The organism is Rhodomicrobium sp. R_RK_3 (genome assembly GCF_002198715.1).
Classification (GTDB): Bacteria; Pseudomonadota; Alphaproteobacteria; order Rhizobiales; family Rhodomicrobiaceae; genus R-RK-3.
Window position 1 is genome coordinate 142,329 of record NZ_MWLK01000033.1, and the last position, 21,083, is coordinate 163,411.

General features: G+C 63.7%; 21 protein-coding genes. 9 read left to right on the forward strand and 12 right to left on the reverse strand.

Annotation, left to right across the window (positions count from 1 at the left end; all coding sequences use genetic code 11):
• Positions 1 to 5: 5 nt before the first annotated feature.
• The 6 genes from atpD to BLEFHOIH_RS20255 form a co-directional block, all read right to left on the reverse strand.
• Positions 6 to 1,433: a F0F1 ATP synthase subunit beta gene (gene atpD / locus BLEFHOIH_RS20230; protein ID WP_088347845.1), complete on the reverse strand. Its 1,428-nt coding sequence runs from the start codon at positions 1,431 to 1,433 to the stop codon at positions 6 to 8.
• Positions 1,434 to 1,557: 124 nt separating this feature from the next.
• Positions 1,558 to 2,442 carry a F0F1 ATP synthase subunit gamma gene (locus BLEFHOIH_RS20235; RefSeq protein ID WP_088347846.1) on the reverse strand — a complete coding sequence of 295 codons (885 nt, stop codon included), beginning with the start codon at positions 2,440 to 2,442 and terminating at the stop codon, positions 1,558 to 1,560.
• 133 nt (positions 2,443 to 2,575) lie between these two features.
• Entirely contained in the window at positions 2,576 to 4,108 is a 1,533-nt protein-coding gene (gene atpA / locus BLEFHOIH_RS20240) for a F0F1 ATP synthase subunit alpha (protein ID WP_088347847.1), read from the reverse strand.
• The gene (locus BLEFHOIH_RS20245; RefSeq protein WP_088347848.1) at positions 4,108 to 4,668 is read right to left on the reverse strand and encodes a F0F1 ATP synthase subunit delta; all 561 of its coding nucleotides are present in this window, start codon (positions 4,666 to 4,668) and stop codon (positions 4,108 to 4,110) included. The genes atpA and BLEFHOIH_RS20245 overlap by 1 nt, the downstream gene beginning before the upstream one ends.
• A gap of 285 nt (positions 4,669 to 4,953) precedes the next feature.
• Positions 4,954 to 5,424, reverse strand: coding sequence for a BLUF domain-containing protein (locus BLEFHOIH_RS20250; RefSeq protein WP_088347849.1), 471 nt, complete (start codon positions 5,422 to 5,424; stop codon positions 4,954 to 4,956).
• Positions 5,425 to 5,561: 137 nt separating this feature from the next.
• Positions 5,562 to 6,032, reverse strand: a complete 471-nt coding sequence (locus tag BLEFHOIH_RS20255; RefSeq protein WP_125461832.1) for a BLUF domain-containing protein — start codon at positions 6,030 to 6,032, stop codon at positions 5,562 to 5,564.
• Positions 6,033 to 6,413: 381 nt separating this feature from the next.
• Between BLEFHOIH_RS20255 and BLEFHOIH_RS26405 the strand changes: the two genes are divergently transcribed.
• Positions 6,414 to 6,680 (forward strand): hypothetical protein, encoded by a 267-nt coding sequence (locus tag BLEFHOIH_RS26405; protein ID WP_125461833.1) that lies wholly within the window; start codon positions 6,414 to 6,416, stop codon positions 6,678 to 6,680.
• A 112-nt stretch (positions 6,681 to 6,792) separates the two neighbouring features.
• On the opposite strand, the gene BLEFHOIH_RS20260 is transcribed toward BLEFHOIH_RS26405, so the two are convergent.
• Together BLEFHOIH_RS20260 and BLEFHOIH_RS20265 are read right to left on the reverse strand one after the other, a co-directional pair.
• A complete protein-coding gene (locus tag BLEFHOIH_RS20260) occupies positions 6,793 to 9,009 on the reverse strand; it encodes a primosomal protein N' (RefSeq protein WP_088347851.1) in 2,217 nt (738 codons plus the stop codon).
• A gap of 11 nt (positions 9,010 to 9,020) precedes the next feature.
• Positions 9,021 to 9,401 (reverse strand): hypothetical protein, encoded by a 381-nt coding sequence (locus tag BLEFHOIH_RS20265; RefSeq protein ID WP_125461834.1) that lies wholly within the window; start codon positions 9,399 to 9,401, stop codon positions 9,021 to 9,023.
• Between the two features lie 198 nt (positions 9,402 to 9,599).
• Between BLEFHOIH_RS20265 and BLEFHOIH_RS20270 the strand changes: the two genes are divergently transcribed.
• The 5 genes from BLEFHOIH_RS20270 (at position 9,600) to BLEFHOIH_RS20290 (ending at position 16,322) form a co-directional block, all read left to right on the forward strand.
• Positions 9,600 to 10,040: a gamma-glutamylcyclotransferase family protein gene (locus tag BLEFHOIH_RS20270; RefSeq protein ID WP_170937283.1), complete on the forward strand. Its 441-nt coding sequence runs from the start codon at positions 9,600 to 9,602 to the stop codon at positions 10,038 to 10,040.
• Positions 10,041 to 10,177: 137 nt separating this feature from the next.
• Positions 10,178 to 13,048, forward strand: a complete 2,871-nt coding sequence (gene ppdK, locus BLEFHOIH_RS20275; protein ID WP_245297103.1) for a pyruvate, phosphate dikinase — start codon at positions 10,178 to 10,180, stop codon at positions 13,046 to 13,048.
• 6 nt (positions 13,049 to 13,054) lie between these two features.
• Positions 13,055 to 13,432: a glyoxalase superfamily protein gene (locus BLEFHOIH_RS20280; protein WP_088347854.1), complete on the forward strand. Its 378-nt coding sequence runs from the start codon at positions 13,055 to 13,057 to the stop codon at positions 13,430 to 13,432.
• A gap of 233 nt (positions 13,433 to 13,665) precedes the next feature.
• Positions 13,666 to 15,516, forward strand: a complete 1,851-nt coding sequence (locus tag BLEFHOIH_RS20285; protein WP_245297119.1) for an ABC transporter ATP-binding protein/permease — start codon at positions 13,666 to 13,668, stop codon at positions 15,514 to 15,516.
• A 92-nt stretch (positions 15,517 to 15,608) separates the two neighbouring features.
• The gene (locus BLEFHOIH_RS20290; protein WP_088347856.1) at positions 15,609 to 16,322 is read left to right on the forward strand and encodes a phosphatidylserine decarboxylase; all 714 of its coding nucleotides are present in this window, start codon (positions 15,609 to 15,611) and stop codon (positions 16,320 to 16,322) included.
• Positions 16,323 to 16,582: 260 nt separating this feature from the next.
• On the opposite strand, the gene BLEFHOIH_RS26860 is transcribed toward BLEFHOIH_RS20290, so the two are convergent.
• From BLEFHOIH_RS26860 to BLEFHOIH_RS20305, 3 genes are all read right to left on the reverse strand, one after another.
• Entirely contained in the window at positions 16,583 to 16,759 is a 177-nt protein-coding gene (locus BLEFHOIH_RS26860; protein ID WP_170937284.1) for a hypothetical protein, read from the reverse strand.
• An 87-nt stretch (positions 16,760 to 16,846) separates the two neighbouring features.
• Positions 16,847 to 17,035 (reverse strand): Flp family type IVb pilin, encoded by a 189-nt coding sequence (locus tag BLEFHOIH_RS20300; protein ID WP_088347858.1) that lies wholly within the window; start codon positions 17,033 to 17,035, stop codon positions 16,847 to 16,849.
• 574 nt (positions 17,036 to 17,609) lie between these two features.
• Positions 17,610 to 18,164, reverse strand: a complete 555-nt coding sequence (locus tag BLEFHOIH_RS20305) for a YfbU family protein (protein ID WP_170937285.1) — start codon at positions 18,162 to 18,164, stop codon at positions 17,610 to 17,612.
• Positions 18,165 to 18,428: 264 nt separating this feature from the next.
• Here BLEFHOIH_RS20305 and fdxA point away from each other — a divergent pair, with 264 nt between their 5' ends.
• A complete protein-coding gene (fdxA, locus tag BLEFHOIH_RS20310) occupies positions 18,429 to 18,767 on the forward strand; it encodes a ferredoxin FdxA (RefSeq protein WP_088347860.1) in 339 nt (112 codons plus the stop codon).
• A 200-nt stretch (positions 18,768 to 18,967) separates the two neighbouring features.
• Here fdxA and BLEFHOIH_RS20315 read toward each other — a convergent pair whose 3' ends face one another.
• Entirely contained in the window at positions 18,968 to 19,387 is a 420-nt protein-coding gene (locus tag BLEFHOIH_RS20315; RefSeq protein ID WP_088347861.1) for a VOC family protein, read from the reverse strand.
• A 142-nt stretch (positions 19,388 to 19,529) separates the two neighbouring features.
• Between BLEFHOIH_RS20315 and BLEFHOIH_RS20320 the strand changes: the two genes are divergently transcribed.
• Together BLEFHOIH_RS20320 and tolQ are read left to right on the forward strand one after the other, a co-directional pair.
• Positions 19,530 to 19,937, forward strand: a complete 408-nt coding sequence (locus BLEFHOIH_RS20320; RefSeq protein WP_088347862.1) for a hypothetical protein — start codon at positions 19,530 to 19,532, stop codon at positions 19,935 to 19,937.
• Between the two features lie 456 nt (positions 19,938 to 20,393).
• Complete coding sequence (gene tolQ / locus BLEFHOIH_RS20325) at positions 20,394 to 21,080, forward strand: protein TolQ (RefSeq protein WP_245297104.1); 687 nt, start codon at positions 20,394 to 20,396, stop codon at positions 21,078 to 21,080.
• Positions 21,081 to 21,083: the final 3 nt, after the last annotated feature.

Below are 21,083 nucleotides of genomic sequence, written 5' to 3' on the forward strand. Positions count from 1 at the left end.
GATCCTTAGGCCGCTTCGGCCGCGAGTTCTTCGGCCTTCTTCACGGCTTCCTCGATGGTGCCGACCATGTAGAAGGCCTGTTCCGGCAGATGGTCGTATTCGCCGTTGCAGAGGCCCTTGAAGCCCTTCACGGTGTCGGCGACATCGACCAGCACGCCCGACTTGCCGGTGAAGACTTCGGCGACGTGGAAGGGCTGCGACAGGAAGCGCTCGATCTTGCGGGCGCGGGCGACGACCAGCTTGTCGTCTTCGGACAGCTCGTCCATGCCCAGAATGGCGATGATGTCCTGCAGCGACTTGTATTTCTGCAGGATCGCCTGCACCTGGCGGGCGACGCCGTAATGCTCTTCGCCCAGGATCAGCGGGCTGAGCAGGCGGCTGGTCGAGTCGAGCGGATCCACGGCCGGGTAGATGCCCTTTTCCGCGATCGAGCGCGACAGCGTCGTGGTGGCGTCAAGATGCGCGAAGGTCGAGGCCGGGGCCGGGTCGGTCAAGTCGTCGGCGGGCACGTAGACGGCCTGCACCGAGGTGATCGAGCCCTTGTCGGTCGAAGTGATGCGCTCCTGCAATTCGCCCATGTCGGTGCCCAGCGTCGGCTGGTAGCCCACGGCGGAGGGGATGCGGCCGAGCAGTGCCGACACTTCGGAGCCTGCTTGGGTGAAGCGGAAGATGTTGTCGACGAAGAGCAGCACGTCCTGGCCCTGGTCGCGGAAATATTCGGCGACGGCGAGGCCGGACAGCGCGACGCGGGCGCGGGCGCCGGGCGGCTCGTTCATCTGGCCGAACACGAGGGCGCATTTGGAGCCCTGGCCGCCGCCTTCCTTGTTCACGCCGGACTCGATCATCTCGTGATAGAGATCGTTGCCCTCGCGGGTGCGCTCGCCGACGCCGGCGAACACGGAATAACCGCCATGCGCCTTGGCGACGTTGTTGATGAGCTCCTGGATCAGCACCGTCTTGCCGACGCCGGCGCCGCCGAACAGGCCGACCTTGCCGCCCTTGGCGTAGGGCGCGAGCAGGTCGATGACCTTGATGCCGGTGACGAGGATTTCCGCTTCCGTCGACTGCTCGACGAAGCTGGGCGCGGGCGCGTGGATCGGGCGGCGCTCATTCGACTTGATCGGGCCGGCTTCGTCCACCGGCTCGCCGATGACGTTCATGATGCGGCCGAGCGTTTCCTCGCCGACCGGCACCGCGATCACGTTGCCGGTGTCGATGACTTCCTGGCCGCGGACGAGGCCGTCGGTGGAGTCCATGGCGATGGTGCGGACGGTGTTCTCGCCGAGATGCTGCGCGACCTCGAGCACCAGCCGGTTGCCCTGGTTCTGCGTCTCGAGCGCGTTCAGAATGGCGGGCAGATGGCCGTTGAACTGCACGTCGACGACGGCGCCCGTGACCTGCCGCACGCGGCCGATGGTTTTCTCTTGTTCCATGAAGCTGTTTCCTGTCGTCTCTTGGTCTCGCCCGGCGCATTCTGAGCGCGCCGCCTCACGAAGACCCATTCAGAAATGGGAGCGGCCGGTCCAGATCTTCCGCCCGCTCGGACCAATCATGCCGTCATAAAGCCTCGGCGCCGGAGATGATCTCGATCAGCTCCTTGGTGATCTGCGCCTGGCGGCTGCGGTTGTATCTCAGTGTCAGCGCCTCGATCATGTCGCCGGCATTGCGCGTCGCGCTATCCATCGCGGCCATCTGCGCGGCATAGAAACCGGCGACGTTCTCGAGCATGGCGCGGTAGATCTGCGTTGCGATATTGCGCGGCAGCAGGTCGCGGAGGATGTCCTCCTCTTCCGGCTCGAATTCGTAATCGGCATGCGGCTCGGAATTGTCGACCGGGGCGGCGTCGGGCAGGCGCGCCGGGATGAGTTGCACCGCCGTCGGCTTCTGCGTCAGGATGTTCTTGAACTCCGAGAACAGGAGCGTCGCGACATCGAACTCGCCATTGTCGAACATGCGCAGCAGGCGGCGGGCGACCCCTTGCGCCTCGGCATAGCCGATCTGGCGGACGGCGCGCAGGTCGACGGTTTCCTGGAACAGCCCGCCATAGTCGCGGCGCAGCGCGTCGGCGCCCTTGCGGCCGACCAGCAGCAGCTTGACGTCCTTGCCTTGGGCTTGCAGCGCGCGGATCTGCTGGCGCGCCATGCGGGCGACATTGGTGTTGAAGCCGCCGGCAAGGCCGCGCTCGGCGGTCATCACGATCAGCAGATGCACCTTGTCGCGGCCGGTGCCGACGAGCAGCGGCGAGGCGCCTTCGGTGGACCCGAGATGGGCGTTGAGATTGGCGAGCACCGCATTCATGCGCTCGGCATAGGGGCGCGCCGCCACGGCCGCTTCCTGGGCGCGGCGCAGCTTTGCCGCCGCGACCATCTGCATGGCCTTGGTGATCTTGCGCGTCGCCTTCACCGAGGCGATTCGATTGCGGAGATCTTTTAAGCTCGGCATTGCATTCCCGCCAAAATAGTCGCCCCGTCCGTCATATCCGGCCTCCGCTCCGACCCTTGCGGAATGGCGGCCTTACCTCTTCCCTGGCGCATGATCCGCCAAATTTCGCGGATCATGCGGATGCCCAAACCGCTTACGCGGCAAACCCCTTGGAGAATTTCTCCAGCGCACCGCGCAGGGCCTTTTCCATGTCCTCGCTCAGCGCCTTCTTGGTGCGGATCTCGTCCAGCAGCGGCTGATGGCTGTCATGCATGAAAGCGAGGAATTCGCGTTCGAAGCGACCGATCGAGGCGACCGGCAGCGGATCGAGAAACCCACGCGTGCCGGCGAAGATCACGACGACCTGCTCTTCGACCAGCAGCGGCGAGAATTGCGGCTGCTTCAGCAATTCGGTCAGGCGCGAGCCGCGGGCCAGCAAGCGCTGGGTCGAGGCGTCGAGATCCGAGCCGAACTGGGCGAAGGCGGCCATTTCGCGATATTGCGCCAACTCGCCCTTCAGCGAGCCTGCAACCTGCTTCATCGCCTTGATCTGCGCCGAGGAGCCCACGCGCGACACCGAGATGCCGACGTTCACCGCCGGGCGGATGCCCTGGTAGAACAGGTCCGTCTCGAGGAAGATCTGGCCGTCGGTGATCGAGATGACGTTGGTCGGGATATAGGCGGACACGTCGTTCGCCTGCGTCTCGACGATCGGCAGGGCGGTCAGCGAGCCCGAGCCATGATCCTCGTTCAGCTTCGCGGCGCGCTCCAGCAGGCGGCTGTGCACATAGAAGACGTCGCCCGGATAGGCTTCGCGGCCCGGCGGGCGGCGCAGCAGCAGCGACATCTGGCGGTAGGCCACGGCCTGCTTGGACAGATCGTCATAGACGATCAGCGCGTGCATGCCGTTATCGCGGAAATACTCGCCCATGGCGCAGCCGGCATAGGGCGCGAGATATTGCAGCGGCGCCGGGTCGGAGGCGGTGGCGGCGACGACGATCGAATATTCGAGCGCGCCTTGCTCTTCCAGCACCTTGACGAACTGCGCGACGGTCGAGCGCTTCTGGCCGACCGCGACGTAGACGCAATACAGCTTCTGGCTCTCGTCGCCGCTGGCGTTGATGGATTTCTGGTTGAGGATGGCATCGAGCGCGACGGCGGTCTTGCCGGTCTGGCGGTCGCCGATGATCAGCTCGCGCTGGCCACGGCCGATCGGGATCAGCGCGTCGATGGCCTTGATGCCGGTCTGCATCGGCTCGTGCACGGATTTGCGCGGCAGGATTCCCGGCGCCTTCAGGTCGACGCGGCGGCGCTCGGTGGCGACGATCGGGCCACGGCCGTCGATCGGATTGCCGAGGCCGTCCACGACGCGGCCCAAGAGGCCCTTGCCGATCGGCACTTCGACGATCGAGCCGGTGCGCTTGACCGTGTCGCCTTCCTTGATGCCGCGATTTTCGCCGAAAATCACGACGCCGACATTGTCGACTTCGAGGTTCAGCGCCATGCCCTGAATGCCGCCGGGGAATTCCACCATCTCGCCGGCCTGGACATTGTCGAGGCCATAGACGCGGGCGATACCGTCGCCGATGGAGAGCACCTGGCCGATCTCAGAAACTTCCGCCTCCTGGCCGAAATTCTTAATCTGCTCCTTCAAAATCGAGGAGATTTCCGAGGCCCGGATTTCCATCAGCCTACCTCTTTCATGGCGATTTTCATGTTGCTCAATTTGGTTTGAATCGATGAGTCGACCATCCGGCTGCCGATCTTCACGATCAGCCCGCCGAGCAGCGCCGGATCGACGCTCTTGGTCAGCGAAACGTCCTTGCCGGTCTTGGCCTTCAGCGTCGCCTTCAGATCATCCGTCTGCTGATCGGAAAGCGGCACCGCCGAGGTGACTTCGGCCCGGATCTCGCCGCGATGATCGGCGAGCAGCGTCCGGAAGCCGGCGACGATGTCGCGCAGGGCGAACAGCCGGCGGTTTTTCACCAGCAATTGCAGGAAGTTGGAGGTGAGCGGCGGAATGCCGGCCTTCTCGGTCAGGGCCGCCAGCGCGGCCGCCTGTTCGGTGGCGGAGAAGATCGGGCTGCGGACCAGCCGCGCCAGATCCGGGCTCTCGTCCAGCAGTTCGTCGAGCGCGGTCAGCGCGGCCGCCGTCTCGTCGAGCTTGCCTTCGTCGCGCGCGAGTTCAAACAGCGCCGTCGCGTAGCGCCCCGCCATTCCCGCAACAAGTGTGGTTTCGCCAGTCAACTTAGCGTTCTTCCCATTCTGCCTTGCGTGCTGAAGGCCCGCCCGGACTTTTGCGCAGCCCATAAAAGCTCCAGGGCCGCATCGCACCCGAAACTTGAGAAATGAAGATGTCGCAGGTTCTCTAACACAGGCTTTGTGCGGCTTGCAATAAGGCGGATGCTGGGAATCAATGCGTCTTATTGGCTAGGTGAATGTGGCGGCGCGCGGGGGGCATCGGCGAAGCGCGCCGGCCGACGCAATCGGTCTGCCCGAAGCGCCCATGGCCGGGTGGAACGCCTCGTTCATTCAGTGCAGGTCGCGGAAGCTAGAGAGAAAGCTTTCGATCAAGATCGCCGTCTCTTCACGGTCCTTGCCGCCGGGTCCGAACTGCCTGGCGATTTGGCGGATATCGAGGAATTCGCGCCGCTGGTCGGTTGCGAGCTGATCGACCGGCCGGAAGGCCATCAGCCAGCGCCGGAACATGCGTGCGCCGACATCGCGCCCTTGCATCTGAATCAGGCCGGTATGGCGCGGGTCGGTCTTGATCCATTCGAACATTTTCCGCACCGCCTGATCCGGACCCTCGAGCGCCTGCATGAAATTGCCGTCGTGGTAGAGCAGGAGGCCGGTGAGGCCGGCGACCTGGTTTCGGTCGCGCGAGACATCGAGGAGCTCGACCAACCCCTGCACGCCGATTTCGCCTCGCGCCGAACTGACATAGCAGATCCGGTGCAATCCGCTTTCGCCGGCATCTGCCGTGGCATGAGGATGCTCCATCGTGAAATACTGCTGGACAGCGTGTGAGGGAAGGCTTGGGCGAAAGCTTCGATTTTTCGATAAGGCCACGCGATTAAGGTTTCACCGGCGCAAGATCTCATCTTCTGAGGTCTCATTCAGGCGGCGGGGTGGCCGGCTCATTCCAGGCCGCGGAAGCTGCCGACAAAGCTCTCGATCAAGGTGGCGGTCGGATCGCCGGCTTTGGCGGCTTCGGAGAAATGCGCCTCGACCTGCGTGAAATCGACGAAGTCCTGCCTCTGGCGGCTGGTCAGTTGATCGATGGGGAAGAAGGCCATCGACCAGCGGCGAAACCGGCGCTGCTCGACAGGGTGCGAGGCCAGCACGATGAGGCCGGCATGGCGCGGGTCGCGCCGGATCCGGGCGAAGGTGTCTTCAGCGGCCTCCCGCGGCCCCTCGAAACACTGGAAGAAATGGCCGTCATGATAGAGGAGCAGCCCGCCGACGGCGTCGCGGGCGTTGAGCCGGCGCGAGACGTCCAGAATCGCGTCGAGCTCGGCCTTGCCGATGTCCCCCTTTGCGGAACTGATATAGGTGATTCGATAAAAGTCCGGCTCGCCGCCGCCATTCGTCGGATAGGCCTGTCGCATGGTTTTACCGTGACCGGCCCGCGCGAGGATTTCGCTAAAAAAATTGTTCAAATGCGACCGGTATCCGCAAGCTTATCCCCCACTCAAACTTAACAAACAATCAACCCCCAGTATCAGACGCGACGCCTACCCACATTACCTATGGCGTGCTCTGCAACATACCTATGTAACGATTTTTGCAGCTTTAGTGGGCACAATTCTGGCGATTCGGAGCATGGATACAGTGTTCACGCGTCCGTGTTCGAGGGTATTGCCCTTATCCACTCCGCCTGATTGTCTTGCGGATAACCGTTCAAATCAAAAGATGTTTTGACTTAAGCCTTTACCTTCATTTTCAAATATGCAGAATGAAGTACGTTTTGTGTCTATTTGGGGAACGTTATGGCGAAAGGACAGCAAAAAAATGTCAATGATTACAGCATTCATCGACATCCGGATTATGCGAGTACAATCCATGGTCAAACCGACCGTCAGACTTTCGACAGAGAAAGTATCCTTGAATATATCGAAGCGATGACCTCGGAGCTTTCGGTGATGGCTGCCGAGCAAGATCAAGATTTTCTCGCTTATCTGTTAAATCTTGCAGTATTCGAGGCGCAGGCTGCAAAAACTCGCACCATCTGGAGCGCACATCAACCGAGGAAATAACCAGGAAGTCACAGGTTTACTCATGAGTATTTGAAGGAGAGATACCCATGAGATATAAGCATAGTCGCTCACACTTTTTGCGTGCGGGAGGGGCAGTGGGAATTAAGAGCGCTTATAAGAAGCTGTAAGGATCGACATCCACGGCAAGCCGTAAGCTCCCCTTGGCCGGCGGCGCTCCATCGAGCCAATGTCTCAAATAGGCCTGCAGATCGGCATCGCGGGACGCCTTGACGAGGAGGCGGTAGCGGTGACGGCCACGGATCAGGGCGAGCGGAGCCTCGGCCGGGCCGAGTACCGAGATTTTCGCCGAGCGCGGGGCGGCGAGCACCAGTTTGCGGGCATAATGTTCGGCCTCGGGCTTGACCTTGGCCGAGATCACCAGCGCAGCGAGGCGGCCGAATGGCGGCATGGCAGCTTCGCGGCGCGCCTCGATCTCCTGGGCAATGAAACTGTCGCGGTCGCTGGCGATGATGGCCTGCATCACCGGATGCTCGGGCAGATGCGTCTGGATCAGCCCGCGCCCCTTGACGCCGTCCTCGCGGCCGGCGCGGCCCGTCACCTGCGACAGGAGCTGAAAGGTCCGCTCGGCGGCGCGCGGATCGCCATTGGCAAGGCTGAGATCGCCATCGACGACGCCGACCGTCGCCAGATGCGGGAAATGATGGCCCTTGGCGACGAGCTGGGTGCCGATGATGATCTTGGCATCCCCCCGCGCGATCTTTTCGATGATCTCCCGCAGCGCCCGCAGGCCGGGCACCAGGTCGCTGGACAATATCGCCGTCTCGATCCCCGGAAAGCGCTCGGCCACCTCCTCGGCGACGCGCTCGACCCCCGGCCCGCACGGCACGAGGGAGCCTTCCGACGAGCATTTCGGGCAGGTCTTGGGCAAAGGCAGGGTGAAGCCGCAATGGTGGCAGGTGAGCTGCTGGCGGAACCGGTGCTCGACCAGCGTCGCCGAACATTGCGGGCATTCGATGCGGTGGCCGCAGGTCCGGCAGAGGGTCAAGGGCGCATAGCCGCGACGGTTGAGGAAGAGCAGCGTCTGCTGGCCGCGCTCCAGCGTCTCGATGGTGGCCTGGACCAGCGGCGGGCTGAGCCAGCGGCCGCGCTCGGGCGGCGTCTTGCGCAGGTCGATGGCGGAGAGTTCCGGCATCTGCGCGCCGGCGAAACGCTGCGGCAGGATCAGATGGGCATAGCGGCCCTGCTGGGCGTTGACGACGCTTTCGAGCGATGGCGTCGCCGAACTCAGCACCACGGACGCGCCGCTCAGCGAGGCGCGCAGCACCGCCATGTCGCGGCCCTGATAGGAGACGCGGTCCTCCTGCTTGAAGGCGCTGTCGTGCTCCTCGTCGACGACGATCAGGCCGAGATCGGCGAAGGGCAGGAACAGCGCCGAGCGGGCGCCGGCCACGACTTTCGCCTCGCCCTCGGCGACGGCGCGCCAGACGCGGGCGCGCTCGCCCGGCCCGATGGCGGAGTGCCATTCCTGCGGACGGCAGCCGAAGCGCGCCTCGAAGCGCTGGAGGAACTGGTTGGTGAGCGCGATCTCCGGCAGCAGGATCAGCGCCTGCCGTCCCTGGCGGATCGCCTCGGCGACGGCCTCGAAATAGACCTCGGTCTTGCCGGAGCCGGTGACGCCGTCGATCAGCGACACGCTATAGCCGCCCGCCGCGATCCGCTCCCGCAACGCATGGGCCGCGTAGGCTTGCGCCTCGGAAAGATCCGGCGGCGCGAAATCCGCCTTCGGACGGGGGAGTTTCGCCCGCGGCAGCTCGACCCGCAGAAACGTCCCCGCCTCGGCCAGCCCATCGATGACGCCGTAGCTGACACCCGCCCGCTCGGCGAGCGCGGCTTTCGGCCAGATCAGCCCGTCCTCGGCGGCCTCGATGGCGCGCTGGCGTCCGGGCGTCAGGCGCGAGGGCGGCGGTCCGGCGAGTTTGAAGCCCCAGCGCGGCGTGTCGGGCGAGAACACGTCATTGGCGCTCATCATCATCTTGAGCACCATGCCCCTGGGCGACAGCGTGTAGCGCGCCACCCAATCGGCGAAGCGCCGCGCCGTGGCCGGCAGCGGCGGCAGCTCGAAGCGCTCGACGATCCGCTTCAGCTTCTTCGGATCGACCGGCCGGGCGGCGGCGTCGCGCTCCCAGACGACGCCGATCTCCTTGCGCGGCCCGATCGGCACCAGCACGAATTCGCCGGGCTCGAGCGGCGGCCCTTCGGGCGGCAGATAGTCATAGGTGGTGTCGATCGGCAGCGGCAGCAGCACCGGCACGGTCGAAACGCCCGAGACGGATTCCGGAGATTCCGGATAGCCCAGCAGATCGGCCATCGCGCCTCCGGTCAGCGCCGCATCAAGGCGGACAGCAGCAGCCAGATGACGATGGTGCCGAGAATGGTCAGGATCAGCATCGGCGCGTTGGCGGTGATAGCGTGGAAGCCATTGAAATCGTCGAACCGGTCATAGCCGCCGTCGAAATCGCGGAACCGGCGCGGCAGGATGAACGGCGCCACGCTATAGGCAAGGGCGAGCCCGCCGCCGATCGCCAGCACGAAACGCGCCAGCCCGCCACCGAAGCTGCGCTGCCGCCGCGGCTGGCTATAATTGACATTGCTCATGGTCTGCCGCATGCCGGTATCGCGCCGGCTGCCGCCGCCGAAAACCTGCATGATCAGCGCGACAATCACGCCGCTGGCAACGGATAATAGAAGTTCTCTCAACATACTCGCCTCGCCTTCACACTTTGGACGGGCCGGTGCCGAAGTCAATCGGCATGATCCGCGTATTCACGGCTTGGCAATCATCGCCAGGCCGCGCGCGGCATAAAGCCGGGATGACAGCGCCATGAGTAGCCCTAAAATGCGCAAATGGGTATTTTGCGGCCCTTGCCATGCCGCCGGGTCGTGTCAGGATTGAGACAATTGGACAAGTTCCTTCGGACGGACGCCTTGTTCATCTACGGCACGCTGCGGCCGGGCTCCGGCCATGGGATGGCGCGGCGGCTGGCCGCCGAAAGCGCCTATCTGGGGCCTGCCGCCATGCCGGGACGGCTCTACAGGATCGGCGCCTATCCGGGCGCGGTACCGACCGAAAAGCCGGGCGAAATCGTGCATGGCGACGCAGTCAGGCTGCTCAATCCGGGCCGCACGTTCGCCTGGCTCGACGAATATGAAGGCTGCGGCGTCAAACAGCCCGAACCGCAAGCCTATCAACGCGTTATCGTGCCAGTGAGACTGCATTCAAGAGAGGCGCTGCAGGCCTGGGTCTATTTCTACCACCACCCGGTCCACCCAGCGCGGCGCATTCCGGACGGCCGCTTTCTGCGCAACGGGCGGCTGCCTATCGTCGCGCCGTTTGCCTAGAGAACGCGCGGGCCTTGAAGTCCTGCAAGTAAGTCGGTTACATCTTGCCGTCCGTCTTTGGCGGCGATTGATCGGGCCCTCTCCAAATCGCATCTGACGGAAAGTTTCGCCGAAAGAGCATATGACGGGATAGGTTGATGCCCACGAATATCTTCTACGATCTGATCAAGCAGTCGCTGGAAAACAATGTCCGGCTCGCCGAGAACATGGCGACATTCCTGCAGGGCACCGCTCCCAAGCCGCGCCAGGCCCAGCCCGCTCAAAACGGCGCTGCGCCGGGTGCCGATGCGAAGCCGGCCGCCCCGGCGGCGAAGAAGCATGATGGTTTTGTGTATAAATTCGGCCCCGGCAGCGCCGACGGCTCGGCCGACCTGCGCGACCTGCTCGGCGGCAAGGGCGCCAATCTGGCCGAGATGTCGAATATCGGCCTGCCGGTCCCGCCCGGCTTCACCATCTCCACGGAGATGTGCGCCATCTACAATGACGGCAACAAGCAATTCCCCGACGCGCTGAAGGCCGAAGTCGCGGCCGCCCTCGCCATCGTCGGCCAGACGGTCGGCGCCACCTTCGGCGATGCGAGCAACCCGCTGCTGGTTTCGGTGCGCTCCGGCTCGCGCGCCTCGATGCCGGGCATGATGGATACCGTGCTCAATCTCGGCCTGAACGACGCGACCGTCGAGGGCCTTGCCGCGAAGGCGGGCGACAAGCGCTTCGCCTATGACAGCTACCGCCGCTTCATTCAGATGTATTCCGACGTGGTGCTCGGCGTCGATCATCACGTCTTCGAGGAGATCCTCGACAATTACAAGAGCATGGCCGGCGCCGATCTCGACACCGACCTCGAAGCCGACGATTGGGAAAAGATCGTTGCCGAATATAAGGAAGCCGTCGAGCGCGAGCATGGCGAGCCCTTCCCGCAGGACCCGCATCAGCAGCTCTGGGGCGCCATCGCGGCGGTCTTCGATAGCTGGAAGAACGCCCGCGCCATCACCTATCGCCGGCTGCACGGCATCCCCGACCATTGGGGCACCGCCGTCAACGTCCAGGCCATGGTGTTCGGCAATCGCGGCGAGACCAGCGCGACGGGCGTTGCCTTCACCCGCAACCCCTCGACCGGCGAAAAGAAGCTTTACGGCGAGTTCCTGGTCAACGCGCAAGGCGAGGACGTCGTCGCCGGCATCCGCACGCCGCAGAACCTGACCGAGGAGGCGCGCATCGGCGCGGGCGACACCAAGCCCTCGCTCGAAGCGCTGATGCCGGAGGTCTTCGCCGAGCTGACCGCCATCTACGACAAGCTGGAAACTCGCTACCGCGACATGCAGGACGTCGAATTCACCATCCAGGAGGGAAAACTCTGGATGCTGCAGACGCGCTCCGGCAAGCGCACCAGCAAGGCCGGCCTGCGCATCGCCGTCGACATGGCGGATGAGGGCGTCATCACCCGCGAGGAAGCCATCCTTCGCATCGACCCCGGCCAGCTCGACCAGCTCCTGCACCCGATGCTCGACCCCAAGGCCGACAAGCATATCCTGACCACCGGCCTGCCCGCCTCCCCTGGCGCGGCGACCGGCGAGATCGTGTTCGACAGCGATAAGGCCGAGAGCCTAAAAGGTAGCGGCCACACCGTCATCCTGGTGCGCACCGAGACCAGCCCCGAGGACATTCACGGCATGCACGCCGCCGCCGGCATTCTGACCGCGCGCGGCGGCATGACCTCGCACGCGGCCGTTGTCGCGCGCGGCATGGGGCGGCCTTGCGTCTCCGGCGCGGGCTCGATCCGCATCGACTACAAGGCGCGCACCATGTCGATCGGCGACACCGTGCTGCGCGAGGGCGACATCATCACCATCGACGGCGGCAAGGGCCAGGTCATCCTCGGCGCGGTGCCGATGATCCAGCCGGAGCTGTCCGGCGATTTCGCCAAGCTGATGATCTGGGCCGACGAAATCCGCCGCATGAAGGTGCGCGCCAATGCCGAGACGCCGCGCGACGCCAAGCAGGCCCGCGAATTCGGCGCCGAAGGCATCGGCCTCAGCCGCACCGAGCATATGTTCTTCGACGGCGACCGCATTCTGTCCGTGCGCGAGATGATCCTGGCGACCGACGAGGCCGGGCGCCGTACGGCGCTGGCGAAATTGCTGCCGATGCAGCGCCAGGATTTCGTGGAGCTGTTCGAGATCATGGCCGGGCTGCCGGTGACCATCCGCCTGCTCGACCCGCCGCTGCATGAATTCCTGCCGCATACGGATGCCGAAATCAAAGAGGTCGCCGAAGCGCTGGGCGCGGACGAGGCCAAGATCCGGCACCGGCTCGCCGAGCTGCACGAATTCAACCCGATGCTCGGCCATCGCGGCTGCCGCCTCGCCATCAGCTATCCGGAAATCGCGGAAATGCAGGCCCGCGCCATCTTCGAGGCCGCCATCGAGGCGGGCCGCAAGGCCGGCGCGCCGGTTGCGCCCGAAATCATGATCCCGCTGGTCAGCGTCAAGAAGGAGTTCGACATCGTCAAGGAGCAGATCGACAAGGTCGCCCGCGACGTGTTCCGCGAGAAGGGCGAGACCGTGGTCTATCAGGTCGGCACCATGATCGAGCTGCCGCGCGCCTGCCTGCGCGCGGGCGAGATCGCCGAGACCGCCGAGTTCTTCTCCTTCGGCACCAACGATTTGACCCAGACCACCTTCGGCGTGAGCCGGGACGACGCCGCAAGCTTCCTCGGTGAGTACACGTCCAAGGGCGTCATCGAGGCGGACCCGTTCGTCACCATCGACCAGGAGGGCGTCGGCGAGTTGGTCGCCATCGGCGTCGAGCGGGGAAGGGCGGTGCGGCCCAACATCAAGCTCGGCATTTGCGGCGAGCATGGTGGCGACCCGGCCTCGATCGATTTCTGCGAGCGCGTCGGCCTCGACTATGTATCCTGCTCGCCCTACCGGGTGCCGGTCGCCCGGCTGTCGGCAGCCCAGGCGACGCTGGTCGCCCAGTCGAAGGCCAAGTCCGCCAAATCGGACTGAGCGCCGATGCTGGGAGCGCCGACGCCGGTCCTGCGCATTTTCGACGAAGCCAAGGCGAGGGAATTCTACTGTGATTTCCTCGGCTTCACGGTGGATTGGGAGCATCGCTTCGGCGATGACTTCCCGCTCTACATGCAAGTCAGCTCGGGTGTTTGCCGGCTACACCTGTCCGAGCATTACGGCGATGCCAGCCCCGGCGCGCAGGTCCGCATCGAAAGCGACGATGTCGATGCCTTTGCCGCCGCTCTGCGGGCGAAGGCGTACAAATACGCCCGCCCCGGCGTCGAGGCGACGCCCTGGGGCAACCGCGAATCCCGCCTCACGGACCCTTTCGGCAACCGCCTGACCTTCTTTACCCCGGCGGACAAAGCGACGGAAACTTAGCGGAGAGACTCCCCTTCTCACCTTAATGTGTGAGTGCCAGCCTCCTTACCCGGCCACCACCGGGCGGAAAAACTTGCGTTAACTTCTCCCGCCCCTCATCTATATCGCTGAACCCCATCGAACGGGCGCGGGGCGCGCGCCCCACTCCTGGCGAGAACAGCTTGCTGCAACGAAGCGAACCACCCAGCGCGTCCTTTTTCGGCGCGCCAGAAAGACGGACCGGCCCGATCGCCGTGTTCAAGGGCCTCTTGCCCTTCATCTGGCCGCAGGACCGCCCGGATCTGAAGCGGCGCGTGGTCGTAGCGGGCGTCATTTTGCTGGCCGCGAAAGTCATCACCGTCGCCACGCCCCTCGCCTACAAGGCCGCCGTCGACTGGCTGACCGGCAGCGCGACCGGCCCGGACGCCGGCATCGGCTTCGCCGGGCTGGCGCTGGTGCCTGTCATGCTGATCTTCGCCTATGGCGTCGGCCGCGTGCTGATGATGGGCTTCACCCAGATCCGCGACGTGCTGTTCACCCGCGTCGGCCAGAACGCCGTGCGCAACGTCTCCAATCAGGTCTTCGTGCATCTGCACGCCCTGTCTCTGCGCTTCCACCTGGAGCGCAAGACCGGCGGGCTCAGCCGCGTCGTCGAGCGCGGGCGCACCGCCGTCGAACTCATCATCCGCATGGGGATGCTGAATTCGATCCCGACCGTGGTCGAACTGGCCATGGTGCTCGGCATCACCGCCTATTTCTTCGGCTGGCTGTTCTCGCTGATCATCGCGGTGACGCTGGTCTTCTATATTTGGTTCTCTGTCTGGGCCAGCGAATGGCGGATCGCGATTAGGCGCGAGATGAACGACAGCGACACCGAGGCCAACACCAAGGCCATCGACAGCCTGCTGAATTACGAGACGGTCAAATATTTCGGCAATGAGGGCTGGGAGGCGGGCCGCTTCAACCTCTCCATGCTGCGCTACGAAAGGGCCGCCGTGCGCACCTATACCTCGCTCGCCGTGCTGAACACCGGCCAGACGCTGATCTACACGATCGGGCTGACCATCTGCATGCTCTTGGCGGCGCGCGGCGTCGTCAACGGCACGCATACGGTCGGCGATTTCGTCATGATCAACGCGATGCTGATCCAGCTCTATCTGCCGCTGAACTTCCTCGGCATGATCTATCGCGAGCTGCGCCAGGGCCTCGTCGATATCGAGGCGATGTTCGAGCTGCTCGGCCAACAGCCCGAGGTCGAGGACATTCCCGGCGCCCGCCCGCTCATCGTCAGCCAGGGCCATATCCGCTTCGAGGATGTGCATTTCTCCTACGATCCGGCGCGGCAGATTCTCAAGGGCGTCGATTTCGAGGTGCCTGCCGGCAAGATGGTCGCCATCGTCGGCCCCTCGGGCGCGGGCAAATCGACCATCTCGCGGCTGCTCTTCCGCTTCTACGAAACCACCTCCGGGCGGGTGCTGATCGACGGCCAGGACATCGCGGAGGTGACGCAGGACTCCTTGCGTGCCGCGCTCGGAATGGTCCCGCAGGACACGGTGCTGTTCAATGACAGCATCGAATATAATATCCGCTATGGCCGCCCGAGCGCCACGGATGAAGAGGTGCGCGAGGCCGCCCGCATGGCGCAGATCGACGGCTTCATCCAGATGCTGCCGGGCGGCTACGGGTCGATGGTCGGCGAGCGCGGACTGAAGCTGTCGGGCGGCGAGAAGCAGCGCGTCGCCATCGCCCGGACCATCCTCAAAAGCCCGCCGATCCTGATGCTGGACGAGGCGACCTCGGCCCTCGACAGTTTTACCGAGAACCAGATCCAGGCGGCGCTGCAACAGGTCTCGCAGAACCGCACCACGCTCGTCATCGCGCACCGGCTGTCCACGATCATCCATGCCGATGAGATCCTGGTGCTCGATGCCGGCCGCATCGTCGAGCGCGGCCGCCACGATGAGTTGCTCCAGCGTCAGGGCCTTTATGCCGGCATGTGGGCGCGCCAGCGCGAGGCCGATGATATCGAGCGCCGTGCCCGCGAGCTGTCCGGAGATCCGCTGGTCGACCGCACGCTGACCATCGAGCCGATCCCCGCCGAATGAAGGCCTACCCGTAGAAAAACCCCTAAAAACGCTAAGTCTTGTCGCCATTGCGTGCTATGAGCCGCCTTAATTTAGACGGCAAGGGGACCGCCATGAACGACCGTCATAATCTCATCGACACGATCCGCGCCGGGCTCGTGCCCGTGCATTGGGATGGGCATAAATTCGTCGGCGCGGGCATCGTCATCACCATCTTGATGTTCCTGCTCTGGGCGCCGCTCGGCTGGCTGGCGCTCTTGCTGACCGGCTATGTCGCCTATTTCTTCCGCGACCCGCCGCGCGTCACGCCGGTGCGCGAGGGGCTGATCATCGCCCCCGCCGACGGCAAGATCACCTCCGTCGCGCTCGACACGCCGCGCAGCGAACTCGGCCTCGCCGACCGCCCTTACACTTGCATTTCGATCTTCCTGTCGGTCTTCGACGTGCACATCAACCGCGCCCCGGTCGACGGCCAGGTGGTGCGCCGGATCTATATTCCCGGCCTCTATCTCAACGCGGCGCTCGACAAGGCCAGCGAGGACAATGAGCGCGAGGCGATGGTGTTTCGCAGCGCTTCGGGGACGGAGATCGGCGTGGTGCGCATCGCCGGCCTGATCGCCCGCCGCATCGTCACCTTCGTGCGCGACGGCCAGCCGGTCGAAGCCGGCGCCCGCATCGGCCTCATCCGCTTCGGCAGCCGCGTGGACATCTATATCCCGAGCGCGTCGGGCATCCTGGTCTGCGAAGGCCAGCGCGTCGTCGGCGGCGAGACCGTGCTGGCCGATCTGCGCTCCGATGAGCCGAGTCGGTCGGGGCGGGTGAGCTAGCCCTGTCGATTGGGCGAACACAGTTTTTTTTCATCCCCGTGAAGGCGGAGATCCAGTAAAGGGCAGCACTTAAATGAGGGCTTTGCCCGAGATTTATCGCTGCGGCGTACTGGATCCCCGCCTTCGCGGGGACTTCGGAAAAGCAAATAAATCAATTATTTCGCTCAAGGCGATTTGAGGCTGGCGAATTCTCGGCAAGCGCCTGCATACTTAAAATATGGATCTGGCCCGCTGGCCGCCCCTGACCGCGCGATCGCTCGTCAGCCATTCATCAGGGCGATGGCGGAAATGACCGTCTGAAAAATTCCGCTCAAAATCTCCCCCAGCGACACGATCGCCGACATCAATCCCAGCACAACCGCCGCCATGACCATGCTGTATTCCAGCGTGGCGGCTCCCCTGGTTTGGCTGAAGAATTGGCTGATCGCCTTCGGCATCGGCATCCGTCCCATCGGAGCGGCGAGAGATCGCAAGGGCAGAATGCGGGTCCGGGACCGCTTCTGCCCTTGAGCGAGGACGGCTGATTATTGGCCGGTGGTGCTGTTGAAGCTGTTGAGCTGGTGGTCGAGGCCGGTGAACAGGTCGCGGATCTCGTCGCCGACCTGGCCGACCAGCGTGATCACCGCCACGCCGATGCCCGCAGCAATCAGGCCGTATTCGATCGAAGTCGCGCCGCGCTCATCCCGAGCAAAGGCCGTAATCAAGCTGTACATATCGTGTCTCCTGAACACTTAACAGGTTGAGTTGGGTGGTTGACCAAGTTGTTCTTTGGGCGGCAAGCACTCCACCGCGCCCGATGGTCCAAATCTAGGAGCCATTCATTAAAGAACGCTTTCAGATGCCCGATAATGAGATCAGCTTGAAGCAAATTGGGCGCGTACCATTAACAAAGTTCGAAATCGGGACGACCGCCAATGGAGGCCCCGCGCCCAGTGCGGAAGTCGAGCCGCAACCGATCTCAAGACCTTAATAGGTAAGAAATCTTAATTGACACCGCGTGCCTTTCGGCTAAATCTGTAGTTGCATTGTAAAGACACGCAACCGAAATGGAGCATTCGCTAGACCGGATGGATCAATGACCTTCCGACGAGCAGCAACTTGGCGATGCGCCGGGCCCTCTACACGCTCTCGGAGGTCTTGCCGCTTCCATCGTCCTGGCGCGCATTCCGGCGCATCGCCAAATTGCTGCTGACACGCTCGAGCTTCGTCAGGGCACGCGGGAAGCGGAGCTGGTGGACCGCCATAAGTCCGGCGCGCCGAGGATGGCGAAGGCTGCGCGCGATGCGCTCAGGACGCGGCGCGCCGAGGCGTTTGCACCGGGGGTGATTTGATCGCCGACATGTAGGCGATCACGGCCTTGAGTTGCGTCGCCGACAGCACATCGGCGCCGAAGCTGGGCAGTCCCTTCAGCATCTCCTCATAGACCGCCCGCATCGGCACCGGCGCGGCCAGAGGCTTCGTCACCTCGACAAACGCAAAGCGGTCGAGGCGCTCGATCAGGAAAGTCGCATAGGCTTGGTGGCTGCGCTCGGTCCGAGGGTCGAAGCCGGGGAAGACCAGCGTCTGTTCCTTGAGCTGGACCTTGTCTTCGAGCGAGATCGCATAAAAGGACTTTTGCAGCCAGTCATACATCTCCAGCACCTGATAGACGAAGTTCATCTCCTCCTTGGGGAACGGCGCCTTCAGCCCCTTGAGCACTACATCCTGCCAGCCCTCATGATAGCCTTCGGACAAAATCTCGATCGTGCGTTCGAATTCCGGGGCCTCGAGCGGATAGAGCGCGGCCAGAATGCGCGACTGGTTGATGAGAATACGCCGTTCCACATCCGTGAGATTGAGCACATCCGCTCTCCAGGCTTGGGGTTGTTGCAAGTTTGATGAGCGGGGCGGCGATTCGCAATTCCTGATTGGCTGTCGCGCACAGGACTCGCCCGAGGATTGCGCAACCCAGACCGTCCACCGGCGCGGCAGTCCGCGCCTTGCTAGTCGGGGCGATTTGCGTTAAGGACGCGAGTATCCGCCGAGGCTTGTGACAGGGGCTTCGGCATGGGTTCGTTACACTCAGCCTTGCTTCAAAGACGAAGATCCAGTCAGCGGAGGACTGTGATGACCTATGTCGTTTTGGACGCCTGCATCAAATGCAAACACACCGATTGTGTGGAAGTCTGCCCTGTCGACTGCTTCTACGAAGGCGAGAACATGCTCGTCATCCATCCGGATGAGTGCATCGATTGCGGCGTCTGCGAACCGGAATGCCCGGTCGACGCCATCAAGCCGGATACCGAGCCGGGCCTGGAATCCTGGATCGAGCTCAACCGCGATTATTCCGAGAAATGGCCGAATATCACGGTGAAGAAGCCCAGCCTCCCCGATGCCGATAAATTCGCCGAGGAACAGGGCAAGCTGGAGAAGTATTTCTCGCCCAATCCGGGTGAGGGCGATTAGGCCACGACCGGCCTAGACATTCCCAATTCTTGTCATTCCCGCGAAAGGCGGGATTCCAGTAAATGGCAGTATTAACCGCTTAGGCTCGGCCTGAACGCGACTACTGCTGCGTACTGGATTGCCGCCGTCGCGGGAATGACACCGCAACGCCTGCGTCGGCGAGCACACTCTGCCTTCGCGCGCTTCCGCGCCCGCCATGCTCAAGGCAACGTCACCGCCCCGGTCTCATCCACCGGCATGAACGGGTTATACGCGATCTCCCAGACATGGCCGTCCGGATCGGCGAAGTAGCCGTGATAGCCGCCCCAGAACGCCTTTTGCGGCCGCTTCAAAATCCGCGCGCCGACCGCCTCGGCCCGCGCCATGACCTCGTCCACGCCTGCCTCATCCGGCAGATTATACGCCAGCGTCACCCCGCCCGCGCCTGACCAGACATCGCCCGCATTGGCATCCTCCGCGAGCGCCTCCCGGCCGAACAGGCTGAGCACGCCGTGCCCGATCTGGAAGAAGCTCACGCTCTCCTGGCTGGCCGGCGACCTCGCCAGGCCGAACCCCTCATAAAACGCCGTGGCCGCCGCGACGTCCCGGACGCCGAGCGTAATCATGGACAGGCGAAGCATTCGCGGCTCCTTTTCGCGCTTTTAAGCCTTCATTAGCGATAGGCCGAGTTCGTTCTAATTTTAATAAAACAAAAACTTTTCCGGGGGTTAATTGGGACTACGCAATCTTGCAGAACGTTTCCACCTCCAAGGGGCAATCACGATGAGACTGTACGCGTTCGCCGCGTTGCTGGCACTGCCGCTGCTCGGCTCTGGATCAGGGGCCGCCAAGGCCGATTATTATTGCTGTGGCCGGGACAAGGGCGACGAGCGCGAGATCCGCTATTTCCTCGTCGTCAAGAAGACCGCCGTGTTCGATTGCGACGCCCATCATTGCGAGACCAAGATCCGGCTGCGTCCCGACACCAAGATCAAGGCCAAATGCACCGAATATGGCTGGTGCAAGATCGAGCCGCGCCGCCTCGACAATGCCTGGGTGCCGGAGAACTGCCTGAAGGAAATCGGCGACCGCAAGGACCGCGAGGACGAGGCGGAGGAGGAAGAGCGCGACCGCGAGCGTGACCGGGACCGCGAGGAAGAGCGTGACCGCCGTCCGTGGCGCCGCTACTAGGACGCGTCAATGACCGCTCCAATCGGAGCCGGTCACGATCAAATCCGTAAATTGCGCGAAATTTCCGGGAACCGGCGTCGATTTCCCGGTCGTGCTTGCGGGTCATGCTGTCCGAGGGCCTGAAAGGCTCCCCGCGAATCAGGTCCGTTCATCAGACCCGCAATAAGCCGGCGCTCCGGGGCGCCGGCTTTCTTTTTGGTGGAGGGCGACGATCATGTCTCCCTCGCCTCGCCGCCAGGCCCCGCGCAAAAATATCCCTGCGGAATTCGCAGCTATCTCCCTGGTGACACACGCCAAGGTTTTGGCCTAATTACCCACACAGTGACGCAGCCCGCCTAAAACACCCAACTGCCGCTTGCGAATCCTGCAAGCGGCGTCACAGTCACGACTCGTATACAAGGGTTGTGTCGCAAGGAAATTGCGCGCTTCCGGCGCCATCGGATGGAGAGACTTCGCATGCCTGAGGCCGCCGCGCCGGATTTCTCCTTTCTTGCCCTCTTTCTGCAAGCCCATATCGTCGTCAAGCTGGTCATGATCGGCTTGGTGCTGTCGTCGATCTGGGGCTGGGGCGTGATTATCGAGAAGACCGTGCTTTTCCGCCGTACCCGCCGCGAGACGGAGGATTTCGAGCGCCTGTTCTGGTCGGGACAGTCGCTCGACGAGCTCTACGCCATCGTCACCCAGAAGCGCGCCTCGGCCATGGGCGCGCTGTTCATCGCCGCGATGCGCGAATGGCGCCGCTCCATCGAAGGCACCGCCCGTCCGCTCGCCGGGGTGCAGCACCGCATCGAGCGCGTCATGGATGTGACCATCACCCGCGAGATCGACCGGCTCGAGCGGCGGCTGCTGTTTCTGGCGACGGTCGGCTCGACCGCGCCTTTCGTCGGGCTGTTCGGCACGGTCTGGGGCATCATGACCAGCTTCCAGTCCATCGCCGCCTCGAAGAACACCAGCCTCGCGGTCGTCGCGCCGGGCATCGCCGAGGCGCTGTTCGCCACGGCGCTCGGCCTGCTCGCCGCCATCCCGGCGGTGATTTTCTACAACAAGTTCTCGGCCGAGGCGGGCCGCCTCGCCCAGCGCTTCGAGGGCTTTTCCGATGAGTTCATCGCCATCGTCTCCCGCCAGATCGACATGAGGGCCTAGAGC